Genomic DNA, 19130 nt, shown 5'->3' on the forward strand with positions numbered 1-19130 from the left:
AGCGCACGACTAGAGCAGTCCCACCAGCTGCAGGTCGGTGACGTACTTGATGATCACCGATGCCGAGATCTGCGGGATGTCGTTGTCAGCACCGATCTTCGCTTCCTGCACCGCAGCACGGAAACGGTCGGTCGGCGCGAACGACCCGCGCGTCGGCTCGAGCGGCTGGATCTGCTCGGGGTTGTGCAGCATCAGCTGCAGCATCTGCAGCACGGAGTGCTGCCGCTGCCGATCCGGCAGAGCGCGCAGGCCGATCTCGAATTGCCGCACCCACTCCGCGAAGTCGTCGATGCGCTGGATCGGATAGCCGGCCTCGATCAACCAGTCGACACAGGTGTCGACTCCGATGCCGTCGTCGTGCGGGTTCATCACGTGGTAGGTCTCGAACCCGTCGACCACTTGGGCCCCGAGGGTGGCGATCGCCTCGGCGACGAACTCGACTGGCAGCGCGTCGTAATGCGTCCGCTGCCGATTGCCGTTCTCGTCGCGCTTGTAGAACGAAGCGGGCGCGACGCCGGTGGCCACCAGGCTCAGGATCATCCGGGTGACGACGTCGGTCATGTTGAACTGGCCCGCGTAGCTGACGTCGGACAGGATCATGCCGCTCCGGAACACCGAAACCGGAAGGCCGAACTGCTCATTGGCCTCCCGCAGCAGCACCTCACCGGCCCACTTGCTGTTGCCGTAGCCGTTGGCGAAGCTGCCGTCCAGGACGCGGGTGGGACTGATCACCCGGATGTCGGCGTCCTCGGTGAACAGCGCGGGCTCGACCTGGCGGCCGAGGTCGGAGGTCGACACGTAGGCGTAGGGCTTCATCCGCGAGGTCAGCGCGAACTTGATCAGTTCGCCGGTGCCAACGACGTTGGGCCCGAACAGCTCTCGGTAGGGCAGCACTTGGTTGACCACGGCGGCCGAGTCGACGATGAGATCGACGGTGTCGGCCAGTCGTTGGTAGGTCTGCTCGTCGAGACCCAGGTTGGCTTCGCCCTTGTCGCCGGCGATGACCTCGAGATGGTCGGCGGCCAGCTGGTGGAAGTGGTCCATCAGCCGCGGGTCGCCGCTGTCGAATGTCTTCTCCAGACGACGCCATGCCTCCTGATCGGAGCCGGCTCGCACCAGGCAAATCAGCTTGCCGTCAACACGTTTCAGTTGCTTGAGCCACTCCAGGGCCAGGTAGCGTCCCAGGAAGCCGGTTGCCCCGGTCAACAACACCGTGCGCGCCTCGGCGCTCGGGCCCGGCAGCGTCGGAGCGTTGAGCAGCGTCGTCTCGTCGATGAACTTGTCCAGCGTGAGGTCGCTGGCACGAAGCTCTTCGGTGTCGCGACCGTGCACCACAACGTAACTCGGGCCGTTGGCATCGGTCTCGTCCGAGTCGTCGTCACTGTCCAGGCGCTGGCTCATGGTGCGAACCGACGGCGCCTCGAACAGCGTGCGCACCGAGAGGCTGGAATCGAACGCGGTGTTGATCGCGGCGACGACTCGCATCGCCGACAGCGAATCGCCGCCCAGGTCGAAGAAGGAGTTCTCGACGCCGACCCGCTCAATGCCGAGCACCTGGCCGTAGATCCCGGCCACGATCTCCTCGGTGGGTGTCGCGGGCGGGGTGTATCGGACCGCACTCTGGTATTCCGGTGCCGGCAGTGCGCGTTTGTCGAGCTTGCCGTTGACCGTCCGAGGCAACGTGTCGAGCACGACCACCGCGGTCGGAACCATGTAGCCCGGCAGCCGCTCGCCCAGCGCGCTGCGCAGCTGCGCGGTGTCCACATCGCCGGTGACCGTGACGTACCCGACCAGCCGCTTGTCACCCGGACGGTCTTCGCGCGCGATCACCGCCGCGGCCTGCACCCCGTCGAGGGCGGCCAGCGCGGCCTGAACCTCGCCGAGTTCGATGCGGAAACCGCGGATCTTAACCTGCTCGTCGGCCCGCCCCAGGTACTGCAACTGCCCATCGGCGCCCCAGCGCACCAGGTCGCCGGTGCGATACATGCGCTGTCCGGGCGCATCCGCGCCGGCGAACGGGCACGCGACGAACCGCGACGCGGTCAGACCGGCCCGGCGCAGATAACCGACGGCCACCCCGCGGCCGGCGATGTACAACTCACCGACCACGCCCTCGGGGGCCGGTCGTAGCCACTTGTCCAGCACGAACAACGCCGCACCCGGCACCGGCACACCGATCGGGGCGCCCTCGCCGGCCTTCATCGGCGCGCTGATCGCGGCGTAGATAGTGGCTTCGGTCGGGCCGTAGGCGTTGATCATCACCCGTCCGGGCGCCCACTTGTCCACGATTTCGTTCGGGGATGCCTCCCCCGCCATCACCAACGTCGCGGACTCCAGCCCTTCGCCCGGCATCATCGCCAGCGCCGACGGAGTCTGACCCACCACGGTCACCTGTTCGGCGACCAGCAGGTCACGCAGCTCGTGGGCCGACGCCGCCGCTGAATCGGACACCACGACCAGCCGGGCACCGTGCAGCAGGGCATTGAAGATCTCCCACACCGAGACGTCGAAGCTGTAGGAGTGCCACTGCGACCACACCTGCCCCGGTCCCGTCGGCGCGCCGGGATTTGGTGCCTCCAGCAACGACGTCGCGTTGTGGTGGGTGATCGCCACGCCCTTGGGTACCCCGGTCGTGCCCGAGGTGTAGATCGTGTACGCCAGATCCTCGGGCGCCACTTCCGGCAAGGTGACGTCCGAAGGGATCGACAGGTCCGGGTCGTCGACGTCGATGACCGCCAGATCCGCCCCGTCGAAGCGCGACCGCATGGTCGCGTTGGTGACCGCAGCGACCGGCGTGGCGTCGCCGAGCATGAACTCGAGCCGTGCGTCGGGCATGACCGGGTCGATCGGCAGGTAGGCCGCCCCGGACTTGAGCACCGCCACCATCGCGATGATCGTCTCGGCCGACCGGTTGAACAGCAGCGCCACGCATTCGCCCGGGCGCGCGCCCTTGCCGACCAGCACCCGCGCCAACCGTTCGGCTGCCTCGTCGAGCTCGCGGTAGGTCCATGACCGCTCGCCATCCACCAGCGCCACCCCGTCCGGGGTGCGCGCCACCTGCGCGGCGAACATCTTCGGGATCGTGGTGCCCTCGTCCGGCTGGATCAGCACGGCGCGGTTGCCCCACTCATCCAGGCGAGCATGCTCACCGGCATCCAGCACGTCCATCGACGACAGCCGCTGGGTCGGGTCGGCGGTCATGGCCACCAGCACCCGCTGGAACCGCTCCACCAGCGTTTCGATGCTGGCCGGGTCGAACACGTCGGTGTCGTACTCGACGCGGATGCCCAGCTCGTGGCCCGGTAAGGCCATCACGGAAAGCGGGTAGTGGTTGTATTCGCGGTTGGTGACGTCGGCGATAGCCAGCTCGTGCACGCCCACCGGCACATTGGTGTCGATCGGGTAGTTCTCGTACAGGAACAGCGTGTCGAACAACTGGTCGTGGCCGGTGGCGCGATGGATGTCGGACAGGCCCAGGTGCTCGTGCTCGAGCCGGTTGTTGTGCGCGGTCTGCAGCTGGTCGAGTAGGTCGGCGATCGTGGTGGCCACGGTGGTGTTGGCCCGCACCGCAACGGTGTTGATCAACAGGCCGACAATCGATTCCGAGCCGAGCACCTCGGGGGGCCGCCCCGAGACCGCGGTACCGAAGGCGACGTCGCGCTGGCCGGTCAGCCACATCAGCAGCTGTGCCCACCCGGCCTGCAGCACCGTGTTGACGGTGGTGTGGCAGGAGCGGGCCAACGTGCTCAATTTGCGGGTGGTCTCCGCGGACACCCGGTACGAGTCGACGCGTCGCCGCCCCAACCCCATCCGGGTGGCGGGGCCGACCAGGGTCGGAGTGTCGAAGCCTTCGAACATCTCGCGCCACGCCGCCTGAGCCGCGGGGCGGTCCTGCTCGGCGAGCCAGGTGAGGATGCTGCGGTACGACGCGGGCGCGGGTAGCCGCTCCCCGTAGTAACTGGCGAAGATTTCGCGCAGCAGGATCGGCAGCGACCACCCGTCCATCACGATGTGGTGGTTGGTCAGCACGAACCGGTGCTTGTTCTCCGTGGTGCGGATCAACGCCGCGCGGAACGCGGGCTTTCCGAGCAGATCGCTGACCGCGTCGCGTTCGTCGGCGCACAGCCGCTCGATCTGCTCGTCGTGGCCGGCTTCGTCGCTGTCGAGCTGGATGTAGCGCCAAGCCATGACGGGCTCGGCCGGAATGACCTGGACCGGCTCCTCGAACTGCGCGCAGAACCGGGCCGCCAGGTTGGGGTGCCGGTTGACCACCGCCTGCACGGCCTCGCGCAACCGCTGTGGCTCGATGTCTCCGGCGATGGTGATCCCCAGCTGCACCGCGTAGACGTCGTCGCCGTTGTCGCCGCCCTGGGCGACGCTGGCGTGAAACAGCAGGCCCTGCTGCACGGGCGTCAGCGGCAGGACGTCGACCAGATGGTACTGCTGCTCGAGCTGGTTGAGCTGCTCCTGGGTCAGCCGTGTCGGCGCCAGGTCGGACGGCGTCAGGCCGCCCCCGCCATTGCGCACGTGAGCGCAGATGCCGCTGAGCGCCTCGAACCATAGCGCGCTGAGCCGGCTGATCTGCTCGCCATCCAGCGCCGAGGGCGCCCAGGTCCAGCTGGCGTGCAGGTGCGGGCCCGCTTCGGTGTCCATCGTGCCCGCGTTGAGGTCGACGGTGTGCATGAGTGGCAGCGGCACCGCGGTGGCCGCGCCGGCGACCGACAACCCGTCTTCGGAGATCCGCCACAAATCCCCGGAGAGCTCGGCCGCCGTGCCGGCACCCAGCCGGCCCAGGTAGTTGAAACCGATCGCCGGGTCGCCGCCGTGCAGGTCGACATCGGGGTTCAGGTAGCGCAGCAGACCGTAGGTGAGCGGATCGGGCAGGCCGCGCAGCTGCTCCTTGGCGTCCTTGATCACCGGGCCCAGCGCCGCGTCACCGGCGGCCACCTTGGACCAGTCCAGGCCGCCGACGGCCAGCGACACCGGGTACTTGGTGGTGAACCAGCCGACCGTGCGCGACAGGTCGACGCCCCGAGCCAATTCCTCGTGGCGGCCGTGGCCCTCGACGCCGATGCCAATCGGTGCGCCGGTGCCCAGGAACTCCGCCCAGGCCAACCCGAACGCGATCAACAGGATGTCTTGCACCCCAGCGTGAAACGCCGCCGGCACCTCACCCAACAGCTGGCGGGTCGTCTCGATGTCGAGCTCGGCCGACAGCTGTTCTGCGCTGACATAGGTGTCCACCTCCGGGCGCACGGCCGGCAGCGCGGCCGGCACCGAGGCCACTCGGCGCCACGCCTCGGCCTGCTCCACGACCGCGGGGCGCTGCGCGTACTCCTCGAGCAGCGACGACCAGCGGGCGAACGACGTCCCGCCCGGGGGCAACGCCAGCGGCTGTCCGCTGTGATGCTGCGCCCAAGCAATATTCAAGTCTTCCAACAGGATTCGCCACGACACACCGTCGACGGCCAGGTGATGAATGATCAGCACCAACTGCGAGGTGGAACCAACCCACAACGCGCTCAACATGATTCCGGCGGCCGGGTTCAAACGCGACCGCGCCTCGACGAGCGCCTCGTCGGACAACACGTCCACCGACCGCAGCAGACCCGCGGCATCCACGGCCCCGACTTCGGGCACCTGAAGCGACCATTCGCCGGCGTCATCGTCCTCGACCCGCAACCGCAGGGTGGCATGCCGATCGACCAACGCCTGCAGCACCGGCGCCACGTCGGCCTCGGTCACTCCGGACGGGGCCTGCACCACCATCGTCTGGTTGAACTGCTCGACGGGGCCCACCACGCCTTGCAGCCAGCGGATGATCGGGGTGGCGACCACGTCGCCGATGCCCTCGTCGACGACACCGTCCGCGCCGTCGGTCATCGTCGCCACCCGGGCCAGCCGCGCTACCGTCTGCTCGACGAAAATGTCTCGGGGACGGCACAATACGCCGGCCGCGCGGGCGCGCACTGAGACCTGCATCGACAGGATGCTGTCGCCACCGAGGTCGAAGAAGGAGTCGTCGACGCCGACGCGTTCGACGCCGAGCACCTGGGCGTAGATCCCGGCCAGGAGTTCCTCGATCGCGTCAGACGGCGCGCGATACTCCCCACCGCTGGCGTATTCGGGTGCCGGCAGGGCACGTTTGTCGAGCTTGCCGCTCACGTTCAGCGGCAGCGTGTCGAGCACGACGATCGCCGACGGAACCATGTAGGCCGGCAACCGCTCGGCCAGCTCGGTGCGCATCTGCGCGGTGTCGACATCGCCGGTGACCGTGACGTGCCCGACCAGCCGCTTGTCGCCGGGACGATCCTCGCGAGCGATCACCACCGCGGCCTGCACCCCGTCCAGGCCGGCCAAAGCCGCTTGTACCTCGCCCAATTCGATGCGATAGCCGCGGATCTTGACCTGCTCGTCGGCCCGCCCCAGGTACTGCAACTGCCCGTCGGCGCCCCAGCGCACCAGGTCGCCGGTGCGATACATCCGCGCGCCGGGACCACCGAACGGGCACGCGACAAAGCGCGACGCGGTCAGACCGGCCCGGCGCAGATAACCGACGGCCACCCCGCGACCGGCGATGTACAACTCACCGGTCACGCCCTCGAGAGCGGGCCGCAGGAACTTGTCCAACACGAACAACGCCGCGCCCGGCACCGGCACTCCGATCGGCGCCGGCGCACCTGGCGTCAGCGGCGTACTCATCGCCGCATAGATCGTGCCCTCGGTCGGCCCGTAGGCATTGATCAACACCTGACCAGGCGCCCACCGATCTACCACCTCGGACGGGAGCGCCTCGCCGGCCACGAACACCGCCGCCGACTCCAAGCCCTGCGACGACAACATCGCTGCCGCAGAAGGGGTTTGGCAGAGGACGTTGACGTTTTCGGCCAGCAGCAGGGCGTGTAGGTCCTCCGGCGAACTGGCCACCGTTTCGGGAACGATCACCAATCGCCCGCCGTGGAGCAGCGCGCCGAAGATCTCCCAGACCGAGACGTCGAAACTGTACGAATGCCATTGCGACCAAATCTGTCCCGGGCCGGCCGGTACGGCCGAGTGCAGCTTCTCCAGTAGCGACGTCGCGTTCTGGTGAGTGATCGCCACACCCTTGGGGACCCCGGTGGTGCCCGAGGTGTAGATCATGTACGCCAGATCGTCGGGCGCCGGTGCCGACAATTCGGTGCCGGGGTCGTCTCCCGGGTTGTCGAAGTCGACGACGACCAGATTGGCCCCGTCCAACCGCGACCGCAGGGCCGCCGTCGTGATCGCCGCTACCGGGGTGGCATCGCCGAGCATGAACTCCATGCGCGCGTCGGGCAGCGCGGGGTCGATCGGCAGGTAGGCGGCTCCGGCTTTGTGCACCGCGAGCATCGACACGATCGCCTCGGCAGAACGCGAAAACAACAGCGCCACAAACTGACCCGGACCGGCACCATGACCGGTCAGCACCCGCGCCAGCCGCTGGGCGGTCTCGTCGACTTCACCGTAGGTCCATGACCGGCCCCCGCATACCAGCGCGACGGCCTCCGGAGCGCTGGCGACCTGCGCGGCGAACAGCTCCGCCATCGTCACCGCCGTCGCCGGCCGGGTCAACACCGCACGGTTGCCCCACTCGTCTAACCGCGCGGTCTCACTCTCGTCCGCAAGGTCAATCGATAACAGCCGCCGTTTTCCATCGGCCATTACTCGTCCCCTGCATCGTCAGTCATGGCCACCAGCACTCGCCGTAACCGCTCGACCAACGTTTCGATACTGGCCTTGTCGAAGACATCGGTGTCATATTCGATGCGAAGGCCCAATTCGTGGCCCGGCACGGCTTGCACTGACAGCGGGTAGTGGTTGTACTCGCGGTTCGTGAACTTGGTGATCGTTAGATCCTGAACGCCCGACAACGCTGCGGTGTCGATCGGGTAGTTCTCGTAGACGAACATAGTGTCAAACAGCTGGTCGTGCCCGGTGATTCGGTGAATTTCGTTCAACCCCAAGTACTGGTGTTCGAGTGTGTCGGTGTAAGAGCTTTGCAGTTGGTCGAGCAAATCGCCGATGGTTTCGGCCGAGTTGAGGTTGGCCCGGATCGGCACCGTGTTGATCATCAGGCCCACAATGTTTTCCGCTCCGGGCAGGTCGGTCGGCCGCCCGGAGACGGCGGTGCCGAACGCGACGTCCGGCTGACCGGTCATCCGCATCAGCAACTGGGCCCAGGCCGCCTGCAGCACCGTGCTGACGGTGGTGCGGCAGGACCGGGCCAGCTCGCCCAGCGCCTGGGTGGTCTCCGCGGACACCTGGAACTCTTCGACGGCTCGCGCCCCGAGTCCTGTCCGTTGCGGCGGGCCGACCAGGGTCGGGGTGTCGAAGCCGTCGAACACCTCGCGCCACGCCGCCCGGGCCGCACTGCGATCCTGATCGGCCAGCCAGGTGACAAACCTGCGGTACGACACGGCCGCGGGAAGCTTGGCACCGTAGTAACTGGCGAAAATCTCTTGCAGCAGAAGCGGTTTCGACCAACCGTCGAGCACGATGTGGTGATTGGTCAGCACGAACCGGTACTGGTCTGCCGCGGTGCGCAGCAGGGCTGCCCGGAAGGCCGACGAGGCGGCGAGATCGCAGACCGCGCCGCGTTCGGCCGCGGAAATCCGGTCAATCTGGTCGTCGATGTCACTCTCGTCCAATTCGAGGTACTGCCAAGTCAATTCAGGTTCGGCCGGCAGAATCTGTAACGGCTCGTAGAAGTCACCGCTGAAGCGTGCCACCAGGTGGGGGTGCCGGGTGACGACGGTGTGCACCGCGTCGCGCAACCGGTCCGGGTCGACGGAACCGCTGATGCTGATGTCGAGCTGCACCGCGTACAGATCGTCGCCGCCGACGCCGAGGTCCTCGGCGGTGCTGGCGTGGAAGAACAGACCCTGCTGCAGCGGGGTCAGCGGCAACACGTCGGCGATCCGGTCGGTTTGCTGCAGTTCGTCGATCTGCTGCTGGCTCATCCGCGCCGGCGCCACATCGGACGGCGTCAGGCCGCCGCCACCGGCGCGCACGTGTGCGCAGATGCCCGACAGCGCGTCAAACCACAACTGGCTCAACCGATCGATCTGCGCCTGGTCCAGCGCCGAGGATGCCCACGTCCAGTTGGCCTGCAGCTGTGGGCCACCCTCGGTGTCCATGGTGGCGGCGTTGAGTTCGACGGTGTGCGCCAGCGGCATCGCGACGGCCGTCGCCGCGGCCACGGCGGGCAGGTCGTCGGCCGAGACCTGCCACAGGTCACCGGAGAGGTCGGTGGCACCCGCGCCGAGACGGCCCAGGTAGTTGAAGCCGATCGCCGGGTCGGATCCATCCAGTTCGACGTCGGGGTTCAGGTACCGCAGCAGACCGTAGGTCAGCGGATCGGGCAGGCCGCGCAGCTGCTCCTTGACGTCCTTGACCACCCGACCTAGGGCCGCGTCACCGGCGACGACCTCGCTCCAGCCCAGCTCACCGACCGACAGCGACACCGGGTACTTGGTGGTGAACCAGCCGACCGTCCGCGACAGATCCACATCGGCGGCCAATTCCTCGTGGCGGCCGTGGCCCTCGACATCGATACCGATCGGTGCGCCGGTGCCCAGGAACTCGCCCCAGGCGAGACCGAACGCGATCAACAGAATGTCTTGCACCCCAGCGTGAAACGCCGCCGGCACCTCACCCAACAGCTGGCGGGTGGTCTCGACATCCAGCCCGACCGACAGCTGTCCGGCGGTGGCGAACGTGTCGGTCTCGGGCTGCGCCGCCGGCAACGCGGCCGGCACCGAGGCCACCTGCTGCCACGCCTCGGCTTGGGCGACGACTTCGGGGTCGCGCGCATGCTTGTCCAGCAGCGACGACCAGCGGGCGAACGACGTCCCCGGGACCGGCAACGCCACCTCTTGGCCGCTGTGATGCTGCGCCCAGCCAATGTTGAGGTCTTCCAGCAGGATTCGCCACGACACCCCGTCGACGACCAGGTGGTAAAGGATCAGCACCAACTGCGAGGTGGAACCAACCCACAACGCGCTCAGCATCACCCCGGCGCCCGGGTTCAACAGCGACCGCGCCTGGACGAGCGCCTCGTCGGACAACACGTCCACCGACCGCAGCAGCGCCGCGGCATCCACCGAGCCCGCCTCGGGCACCCACAACGACCAACCGCCGGCGCCGTCGTCGTCGACCCGCAGGCGCAACATCGCGTGCCGATCCACCAGCGCCTGCAACACCACGGTCGCGTCGGCTTCGGTCACTCCGTCGGGAGCCTGCACCACCATCGTCTGGTTGAACTGCTCGACCGGACCGTCGATGTCGTGCAGCCACCGAATGATCGGGGTGGAAATGACCTCACCCAGACCCTCGTCGGCCGCGCCATCGCCGTCGCCTCCCATTCGGGCCACCCGGGCCAGCCGCGCCACGGTCTGCTCGACGAATATGTCACGGGGACGGCAGATCACACCCGCCGCCCGGGCCCGGGCGACCACCTGCATCGACAGGATGCTGTCGCCGCCGAGGTCGAAGAAGGAGTCGTCGACGCCGACGCGTTCGACGCCGAGCACCTGGGCGTAGATCCCGGCCAGGATCTCCTCGATCGCGTCGCTGGGGGCACGGTAACTGTCCACGTCGGAGTATTCCGGCGAGGGTAGGGCGCGGGTGTCGAGCTTGCCGTTGACCGTCAATGGCAGCGCGTCCAGCACCACCACCGCGACCGGCACCATGTACGACGGCAGCCGCTCGGCCAGCTGAGCGCGGATCTCGGTCGGATCCGCGGTTCCGGTGACATAGCCGACCAGGCGCTTGTCGCCGGGACGGTCCTCGCGCGCGATCACCGCGGCCTGCGAGACCCCGTCCACGGTGGCCAGCGCGGCCTGGATCTCGCCGAGTTCGATGCGGTAGCCGCGGATCTTGACCTGTTTGTCGGCGCGGCCCATGTACCGCAGCTGTCCATCGGTGCCCCAGGACACCAGGTCCCCGGTGCGGTACATCCGCGAGCCGGGTCCCCCGAACGGGCAGGCGACGAATCGCGTCGTCGTCAGGTCCGGACGTCCGACGTATCCGCTCGCCACGCCGGCGCCCGCCACGTACAGCTCGCCGACCACCCCGGGCGCGACGGGCCGCAGCCAGCCGTCCAGCACGAAGAAGGCCAGATGCGCCAGCGGCACGCCGATGGGGCTGTTGTTGCTGTCGACGTCGGCATCCACGATTTCCCGGAACGAGGCGTGCACGGTCGTCTCGGTGATGCCGTACATGTTGATCATCCGCGGCAGCCCGGGGTGGTTGTGCAGCCACGTCTGAAGACGTTGCGGCTCAAGCGCTTCCCCACCGAAGACCACGGTCTGCAGCTTCAGCTGCTGCCCCAGCTCGGGTGCCAGCGCGTCGGCCGCTTGTAGCGCGTAGAACGCCGACGGCGTCTGGCTCAGGACGCTGACTTGTTCGCTGACCAGCAAGGCGTGCAGGTCTTCCGGGGAGCGGACTATCGAGTCGGGCACCACGACGACGCGACCACCGTGCAGCAGCGCGCCCCAGATCTCCCACACCGAGTAGTCGAATGCCAGCGAATGGCATTGCGTCCAAACCTGTCCCAGCTCCATCTCGGCGTCCAGCGACTCCAGCAACTGGGTCACGTTGCGGTGCGTGACCGCCACACCCTTGGACTTACCAGTGGTGCCCGAGGTGTAGATGATGTAGGCGACGTGATCGGCGGCGGGTGTCGCCGGCGCCGTGTTGGGCGCGGCACCGATCGCCGGGTCGTCGACGTCGATCACCTGCAGGTCGGCATTCTCCAGCCGCGGGCGCAGGTCCGCGGAGGTCACGGCGGCGATCGGCGCGGAATCCGACAGCATGAACTCCATCCGCGCGGTCGGGTGCGCGGGATCCATCGGCAGATACGCCGCACCCGTCTTCAGCACCGCCAGCAGCGTCACGATCGCCTCGGCAGATCGGTTGAGCAGCACCGCAACTCGCTCACCCGGTCCGGCGCCGCGGTCGGATAGCACGTGCGCCAACCGGTTTGCGGCCTCGTCGAGTTCGCGGTAGGTCCACGACCCGTCCCCGCTGTTGACAGCCACGGCCTCCGGGGCGCGGGCCACCTGGGCGGCGAACAGTTCGGGAATCGACACCGGCGCGCTTGTCGGCTGCGTCAGCACCTCCCGGTTGCCCCACTCCTCGAGCCGGGCATGCTCGTCGCCGTCGAGTAGATCGATCGACGACAGCCGGCGGGTGGGATCGGTGGTCATCGTGCCCAACGCCCGGCGCAACCGCTCGATCAACGAGTCGACGGTGGCGACATCGAAGACGTGGCTGTCGAATTCGACGCGCAGGCTCAGTTCGTGGCCCGGCGTCACCACCACCGACAGCGGGTAGTGGTTGAATTCGCGGCTGCTGAAATCGGTGATGGCCAGCTCGTGGACACCGAGCAGCGCGCCGGCGTCGACCGGGTAGTTCTCGTAGAGGAACAGCGTGTCGAACAGCTGGTCGTGACCGGTCACCCGGTGGATATCGCGCAGTGCCAGGTGGTCGTACTCGATGGTGTCGCTGTGTGACCGCTGTAGCTGGGCCATCAGGTCGGCGATCGTGGTGGTCGCGGTGGCGCTGGCCCGCACCGGCACCGTGTTGATCAGCAGACCCACCAGCGCTTCGGCGCCGGGCAACTCGGTCGGCCGGCCGGAGACGGCGGTGCCGAACGCAACATCGTGGTGACCGGTCAGCCACATCAGAACCTGCGCCCACGCCGCCTGCAGCACATTGCTGACGGTGGTGTGGTTCGAGCGCGCGAGCTCGGTGAGCGCCTGCGTGGTGTCGGCTGGCACCCGATACGACTCCACGCCGCGCTCGGCAGCCTGCCCGGGCGGACTCACCAGGGTGGGCGTGTCGAAGCCGGCCAGCACGCCGGCCCACGCGGCCTGTGCCGCCTCCCGATCCTGCTCGGCCAGCCAGGTGACAAAGCTGCGATACGACGGGGGCGCGGGCAACCGCTGCCCGTAGTAAAGAGTGAAGATCTCCTGCAGCAGGATCGGCAGCGACCAACCATCGATCACGATGTGGTGGATGGTCACCACCAACCGGTGCCGGTTGTCCCCGGTGCGGATCAAGGCCACCCGGAAGGCCGGCTGGTCGGCGATGTCACACACCGCGGCGCGTTCGTCGGCGCACAGCCCCCCGACCCGCTCGTCGACCTCGGCTTCGTCGCCGGTGATTTCGGCGTGCTGCCAGGCCATCACGGGCTCGGCCGGGATGATCTGGATCGGCTCGTCGAACTGCTGGCAGAACCGCGCCGCCAGGTTGGGGTGCCGGTTGACCACCGTCTGCACCGCCTCGCGCAGCCGCTTCTGGTCGAGCGGGCCGGTCACCGTGATGCCCAATTGCACCGCGTACAGATCATCACCGGAGCCCTCCGCGAGCGCGGTGTGGAACAACAGCCCCTGCTGCACGGGGGTCAACGGGAGCACATCGGCGATGCGCAACTGCCGGGACAGCTCGTCGATCTGCTGCTGGGTCAGCCGCGCCGGCGCCACATCGGACGGTGTCAGGCCGCCGCCGCCGCGGCGGACGTGTGCGCAGATGCCGGTCAGCGCCTCGAACCACAGTTGGCTGAGCCGGTTGATCTGAGTGTCGTCCAGTGCAGACGGCGCCCAGGTCCAGTTGGCGTGCAGATGCGGTCCGGCTTCGCTGTCGACGGTGCCGGCGTTGAGTTCGACGGTGTGCGCCAACGGCATGGGGATCGCCGCGGCCGCACCGGCCAGGGCGAGGCTTTCCTGGCTGACTCGCCACAGATCCTCGGAGAGCTCGGCGGCCGAGGCTCCCATGCGGCCCAGGTAGTTGAAGCCGATCGCCGGATCGGTTCCGGCGAGGTCCACCTCGGGGTTCAGATACCGCAGCAGACCGTAGGTCAGCCCGTCGGGCAGGGCGCGCAGCTGCTCCTTGACGTCTTTGATCACCGCGCCGAGGGCCGCGTCGCCGTCGACCACCCGCGACCAGTCCAGCCGACCCACGGTCAGCGACACGGGGTACTTCGTGGTGAACCAGCCGACCGTCCGCGACAGGTCCACGTAGGGACTCAGCTCTTCGTGGCGTCCGTGACCCTCGACATCGATGCCGAGCGGCTTGCCAGCCGACCCCAGGAATTCCGTCCAGGCCAACCCGAACGCGATCAACAGAATGTCTTGCACCCCAGCGTGAAACGCGGTCGGCACCTCAGCCAGGAGCTGACGGGTCGTCTCGACATCCAGGTCCACCGACAACCGTCCGGCGTTGGCGTGGGTATCCACCGCGGGCTGTATCGCCGGTAGCACGGCCGGGGTCGACGCCACCTGCCGCCAGGCGTCCGCGTGCTGCACGACGGCCTCGTCGCGGGCGTGCTCTTCGAGCAGTGCCGCCCAGCGGGCAAACGATGTTCCCGGCGCGGGCAACTCCACCTCTTGCCCGCTGTGATGCTGGGCCCACGCGATGTTCAAGTCTTCCAACAGGATTCGCCACGAGACGCCGTCGACGGCCAGGTGGTGAATGATCAACGCCAACTGCGACGTCGAGGTGACCCAGAGCGCGCTGAGCATCGTCCCGGTGGCCGGGTTCAGCCGCGAACGCGCTTCGACCAGCGCCTTGTCGGTCAACACGTCGACCGATTGCAGGTGGGCGGCGGCATCGACGGACCCGACATCGGGCACCCACAGCGACCAGCCGCCGGCGCCGTCGTCGTCGGCCCGCAGCCGCAGGGTGGCATGGCGATCCACCAGCGCTTGCAACACCACCGCCACGTCGGGCTCGGTCACCCCGGCCGGCGCCTGCACCACCATCGACTGGTTGAACTGCTCGACCGGACCGTCGATGTCTTGCAACCAGCGGATGATCGGGGTGGACACCACCTCGCCGAGACCTGCGTCGGCCACGCCGATCTCGCCGCCGGCCACACTCGCCACCTGGGCCAGCCTGGCCACCGACTGCTCGACGAAAATGTCACGCGGCCGCAGCAGCACACCGGCCGCCCGCGCTCTGGCCACGACCTGCATCGACAGGATGCTGTCGCCACCCAGGTCGAAGAACGAGTCGTCGATCCCGACCCGCTCGAGGCCCAGGATTTCGGAGTAGATGCCGGCGAGCACCTCTTCGACCGCGGTGGTCGGAGCACGGTAAGCGCCGCCGACGTTGTGATATTCGGGCGCCGGCAGGGCGCGGGTGTCGAGTTTGCCATTGGGCGTCAGCGGCAGCGTCTCGAGGACGATCACCGCGGCGGGAACCATATAGCCGGGCAGCCGGTCGGCTAGCTTGGCGCGAGCCGCGGCGGGGTCGACGCAGCCGGTGACATAGCCGACCAGGCGCTTGTCGCCGGGGCGGTCCTCGCGGGCGATAACCGCGGCCTGCTTGACGTCGTCCAGTGCAGCCAGGGCGGCTTGCACCTCACCCAGCTCGATCCGATACCCGCGGATCTTGACCTGCTCGTCAGCGCGTCCTAAATAAAGAAGTTGGCCGTCGTCGCCCCACGAGACCAGGTCTCCGGTGCGGTACATCCGCTCCCCCGGCTGCCCGAACGGGCATGCCACGAAACGCGACGAGGTCAAACCCGCCCGCCGCACATAGCCACACGCCACACCGGCGCCGGCGACGTACAACTCACCGACTACGCCGGGCGGCACCGGCTTCAACCACCGGTCCAGGACGAATAGGGCGGCACCCGGAACCGGCGAACCGATCGGCACCACACCGGATCCCGGCACCAGCGGGGCGCTGATCGCCACACACACCGTCGTCTCGGTGGGGCCGTAGCCGTTGATCATCACCCGCCCGGGTGCCCACTGATCCATCACCTCGGGCGGGCAGGCCTCGCCCGCGACCACCAACGCTGCGGTCTCCAGCCCTTCGGGCGGCAGCATCCCGACCGCCGAGGGCGTCTGGGTGAGCACGCTGACATGTTCGCCAACCAGCAAGGCGTGGAAGTCTTCTGGCGACCGGGTCACCGACTCCGGCACCACCACCAGTCGCCTGCCTCCGAGCAGCGCGGCCCAGATCTCCCACACCGAGAAGTCGAAGGCCAGCGAGTGGCACTGCGACCACACCCCGGTCCGCGGCAGGCCGGCATCGAAGCTGGCGAACAGCTGCGTGACGTTGTGGTGGGTAACCGCAACACCTTTGGGCGTGCCGGTGGTCCCGGACGTGTAGATGACATGGGCGATGTTGTCGGGATCCGGCGCCGGCAGGGCCGTACTGGGCTGCTCAGCGATGCGGGGATCGGCGACGTCGATGACCACCAGATCCTGTCCGTCCAGCCGCGCCCGCAGGTCCGCGGTGGTCACCGCCACCGCCGGCGCGGCGTCGGCAAGCATGAACTCGGTGCGCGCTGACGGCAGTGCCGGGTCGATCGGCAGATAGGCCGCACCGGTCTTCAAAACCGCCAGGATCGAGATGATCGCGTCGGCGGACCGGGAAAACTGAAGTGCCACAACCTGACCCGGGCCGATGCCCTCGCTGACCAACAGGTGCGCCAACCGGTTGGCGGCCTCGTCGAGTTCCCGGTAAGTGGTGGATCGGCCCTCGAAGGTCACCGCGACTGCCTCGGGGGTGCGCTCCACGTGTTTGGCGAATGTCGCCGGAATCGACACCTTCGCCGGCGTGAGCTCGGTCAGGACGGCCCGGTTGCCGATCTCGTCCAGGCGGAGCGTGTCGTCGGCGTCGAGCGCCTCGATCGACGACAGCGTCGCCGTCGGGTCCTCGACCATCGCCAGCAGCACGTGCTGCAGTTTCGCCGCCAGATCGGCGACGTCGAAGTTCGCGAGCGGCTGCCCGGGGCCGGCCGTGCTCAGGTGCAGCTGGTCGCCGGCGCCGAGGAAGAAAAAGCCGAAGTGACCCACCGGGCCGTGGTTCGTGTACCCCGCGTGTGCCGGCGCACCGGCCAGGTTCAGGGTCAGGCGGGATGGGATGAAGTTGACGCCCACGCGATTGGCGCCCTGCCGGGCGCCGCCTTCACCTTCCAGCGCGTGCACCGGGAAACGCTGATGTTGCAACAGTTCCCGAATTCGAATGTCGACATGGGCGACAAAATCGGCGACCGTCGAATCCGGCGACGTCGACAGCACCAGTGGGACAACGCCGGCGAGCATCGCGGGCAGAGTCTTCGAGACCTCGGACACCCGGCGGCTGACCGGGAAGTCGAGTGTCACCTCGGAAGCGTTTCCGGACCATCCACGCACCAACAGCGCACACGCGGCGGTAATGGCCGAATATCGGCGCACCCGCAGCTGTTTCGTCAACTGTTGCATTCGGCCCACAACCGCCGGATCCAGCTGCACCGAGGCCGACGTCAGATACGGGTCACGCTCGGTGGTGAGTTGCGGCAGCCGGTAATGGAATCCGCTTTCGGTCGGCAGGTGTTCCTGCCAATAGGCCTGGTCATCCTGGTAGTCGGTGGAGGCCTCGTACCCGGATTCGCAGTCGATCAGGTCCTGCAAGGAGCCGAAATAGGCGTCCGGCACCGGCTCGCCCTTGACCAGGGCCGTATAGACGGTGGCGACGCGGCGGCTCACCAGGGCCATGCCTATGCCGTCTACCGCGATGTGGTGGCAGCATGCGAACAAATAGAATTCGTTGTCTTGCGTTTGGAATAACGTGAATATGAATAGCGGACCCGAGAATGGCATTGGCGTACGCTGAATTGACGACGCCATTTCGCGGACTTTTCGCACCGGGTCATCCGAGCCACGGAAATCATAGAAGCCCAGCTCTGTATCCGGGTAATCGACCGCCTTTTGCAAAACGTGGCCATCGGCTTCGAAGAACGCGACGCGGCCGGGCTCGGCCTCGGCGACCACTTGCCGGATCGCCTGCTGCAGCAAATCGCGATGGACGGCACCTTCGATCAACACCAAAAGGCCAAGCTGCCACTCGGTACCCGCGAAACCGGTTTCCTGCGAGAGCCAAATATCAAGCTGCCCGCGCGTCAGCGGATGTGCCCGCTCACCACGTTCCATGTGAGCCCCCCAAAGGTCCACCCGAGTCCCCGTACCCAGGCGGTTTACTTATCAAAACTCCGACCCGCTGCCAGCCGGTCGCGCAGACTCTTCGGCCGGATATCGGGCCAGTTCTGCTCGATGTAGTCGAGACACGCCGCCCGATCGGCCTCCCCGTATACCACCCGCCATCCAGCGGGAACATCGGCGAACGTCGGCCATAGGCTGTGCCGCTCCTCGTCATTGACCAAGACGAAAAAACTGCCATTATCGTCGTCGAACGGATTGGTGCTCACAGTTCTCCAGGCGTTCTCTCGATATAAGTGGGGTCGTTCCAAACCATACTGGAGGCCTACAGGCTCGGTCGGAGGTTTCGACAAAGTTCCTGATGTGATCTGTTAAGCACTCGTGACACCTCTGGGCAATTCGTTGCGCGGCGCAACGCCGGGGCGTTGGCGCCCCCGAGTGCAGTGACCTGCAGCGACGGTATGGACTGTCTGCCGCCCGCCAAGAGTACGGTACCTACGGCCAGAAAACGACCGAGTTACGCTCTCGTGCCCGTTAGTAGCCGCGGTGAATACCGCCTAACCGGCCGGGGCGTGGACGCGTAGATCCGGCCGGAAACGCCGGCAAGACGCCCACAGCAAATGCGTGCGCGGCGGGGTAGCTACCGGTGTGCGGGGGCCGATGTCATCGCGCGACGGCGCCGTTCCCCTTTGCCGCTCGGCCGAATCACTGGACCTTGATGGGTGGGCGACAAATCGTGCTTTCAGCCACCTCAGCGAACCGCTCGCACTTCGTTAGCCGACGGACGCCGGATGACGCCTTCCGCACGGGATCGCGGTGCAATGTAATATGTGTCACCATCCCTCGGGACAATGACGCATACAACACCCGCCCGGTGGGGCGGATTCCGCGTGTTGCTAGCCTGCCCTACGCACACCAGACGAGTAACGATCCCGTACCGGGTTACGAAAGATCTGATGTCGGCGCTAATCGCGTGGTTTACTCATCAAGATCTGGTTGCACTCGCCGAACGCCGCTCGTTCGAGCTGACCGCCGCAGGTCTGGCGTGGTGCGATTGAGGGTTGGGTACTGTTCGGGCGGTTGACATGAGCGAGTCTGTTAACGGGTTGAAGGGGGTGCGGTGGTCGAACACGACGTTCGAGCCCGGTCCGACGTCGCCGCAGAAGGCGGCCAGGG

At 67.4% G+C, this 19130-nt stretch carries 3 protein-coding genes; all 3 read right to left on the reverse strand.

What is annotated here, in order from left to right:
* Nucleotides 1-9: 9 nt before the first annotated feature.
* The 3 genes from G6N54_RS05585 to G6N54_RS05595 are packed head-to-tail and all read right to left on the reverse strand — an operon-like array spanning nt 10 to nt 18223.
* Nucleotides 10-7680, reverse strand: a complete 7671-nt coding sequence (locus tag G6N54_RS05585; RefSeq protein WP_163788916.1) for a non-ribosomal peptide synthetase — start codon at nt 7678-7680, stop codon at nt 10-12.
* Nucleotides 7680-17948 (reverse strand): non-ribosomal peptide synthetase, encoded by a 10269-nt coding sequence (locus G6N54_RS05590; RefSeq protein WP_163788917.1) that lies wholly within the window; start codon nt 17946-17948, stop codon nt 7680-7682. The genes G6N54_RS05585 and G6N54_RS05590 overlap by 1 nt, the downstream gene beginning before the upstream one ends.
* Before the next feature lie 44 nt (nt 17949-17992).
* Nucleotides 17993-18223 carry an MbtH family protein gene (locus G6N54_RS05595; protein ID WP_163788918.1) on the reverse strand — a complete coding sequence of 77 codons (231 nt, stop codon included), beginning with the start codon at nt 18221-18223 and terminating at the stop codon, nt 17993-17995.
* Between the last annotated feature and the right edge of the window lie 907 nt (nt 18224-19130).

The organism is Mycobacterium stomatepiae, from assembly GCF_010731715.1.
GTDB lineage: Bacteria > Actinomycetota > Actinomycetes > Mycobacteriales > Mycobacteriaceae > Mycobacterium > Mycobacterium stomatepiae.

What these genes read in the sequence shown, in the direction of transcription:
- G6N54_RS05590 (WP_163788917.1), bottom strand. Translation starts at nt 17,948, where the DNA reads ATGGAACGTGGTGAGCGGGCACATCCGCTGACGCGCGGGCAGCTTGAT.
- G6N54_RS05585 (WP_163788916.1), bottom strand. Translation starts at nt 7,680, where the DNA reads ATGGCCGATGGAAAACGGCGGCTGTTATCGATTGACCTTGCGGACGAG.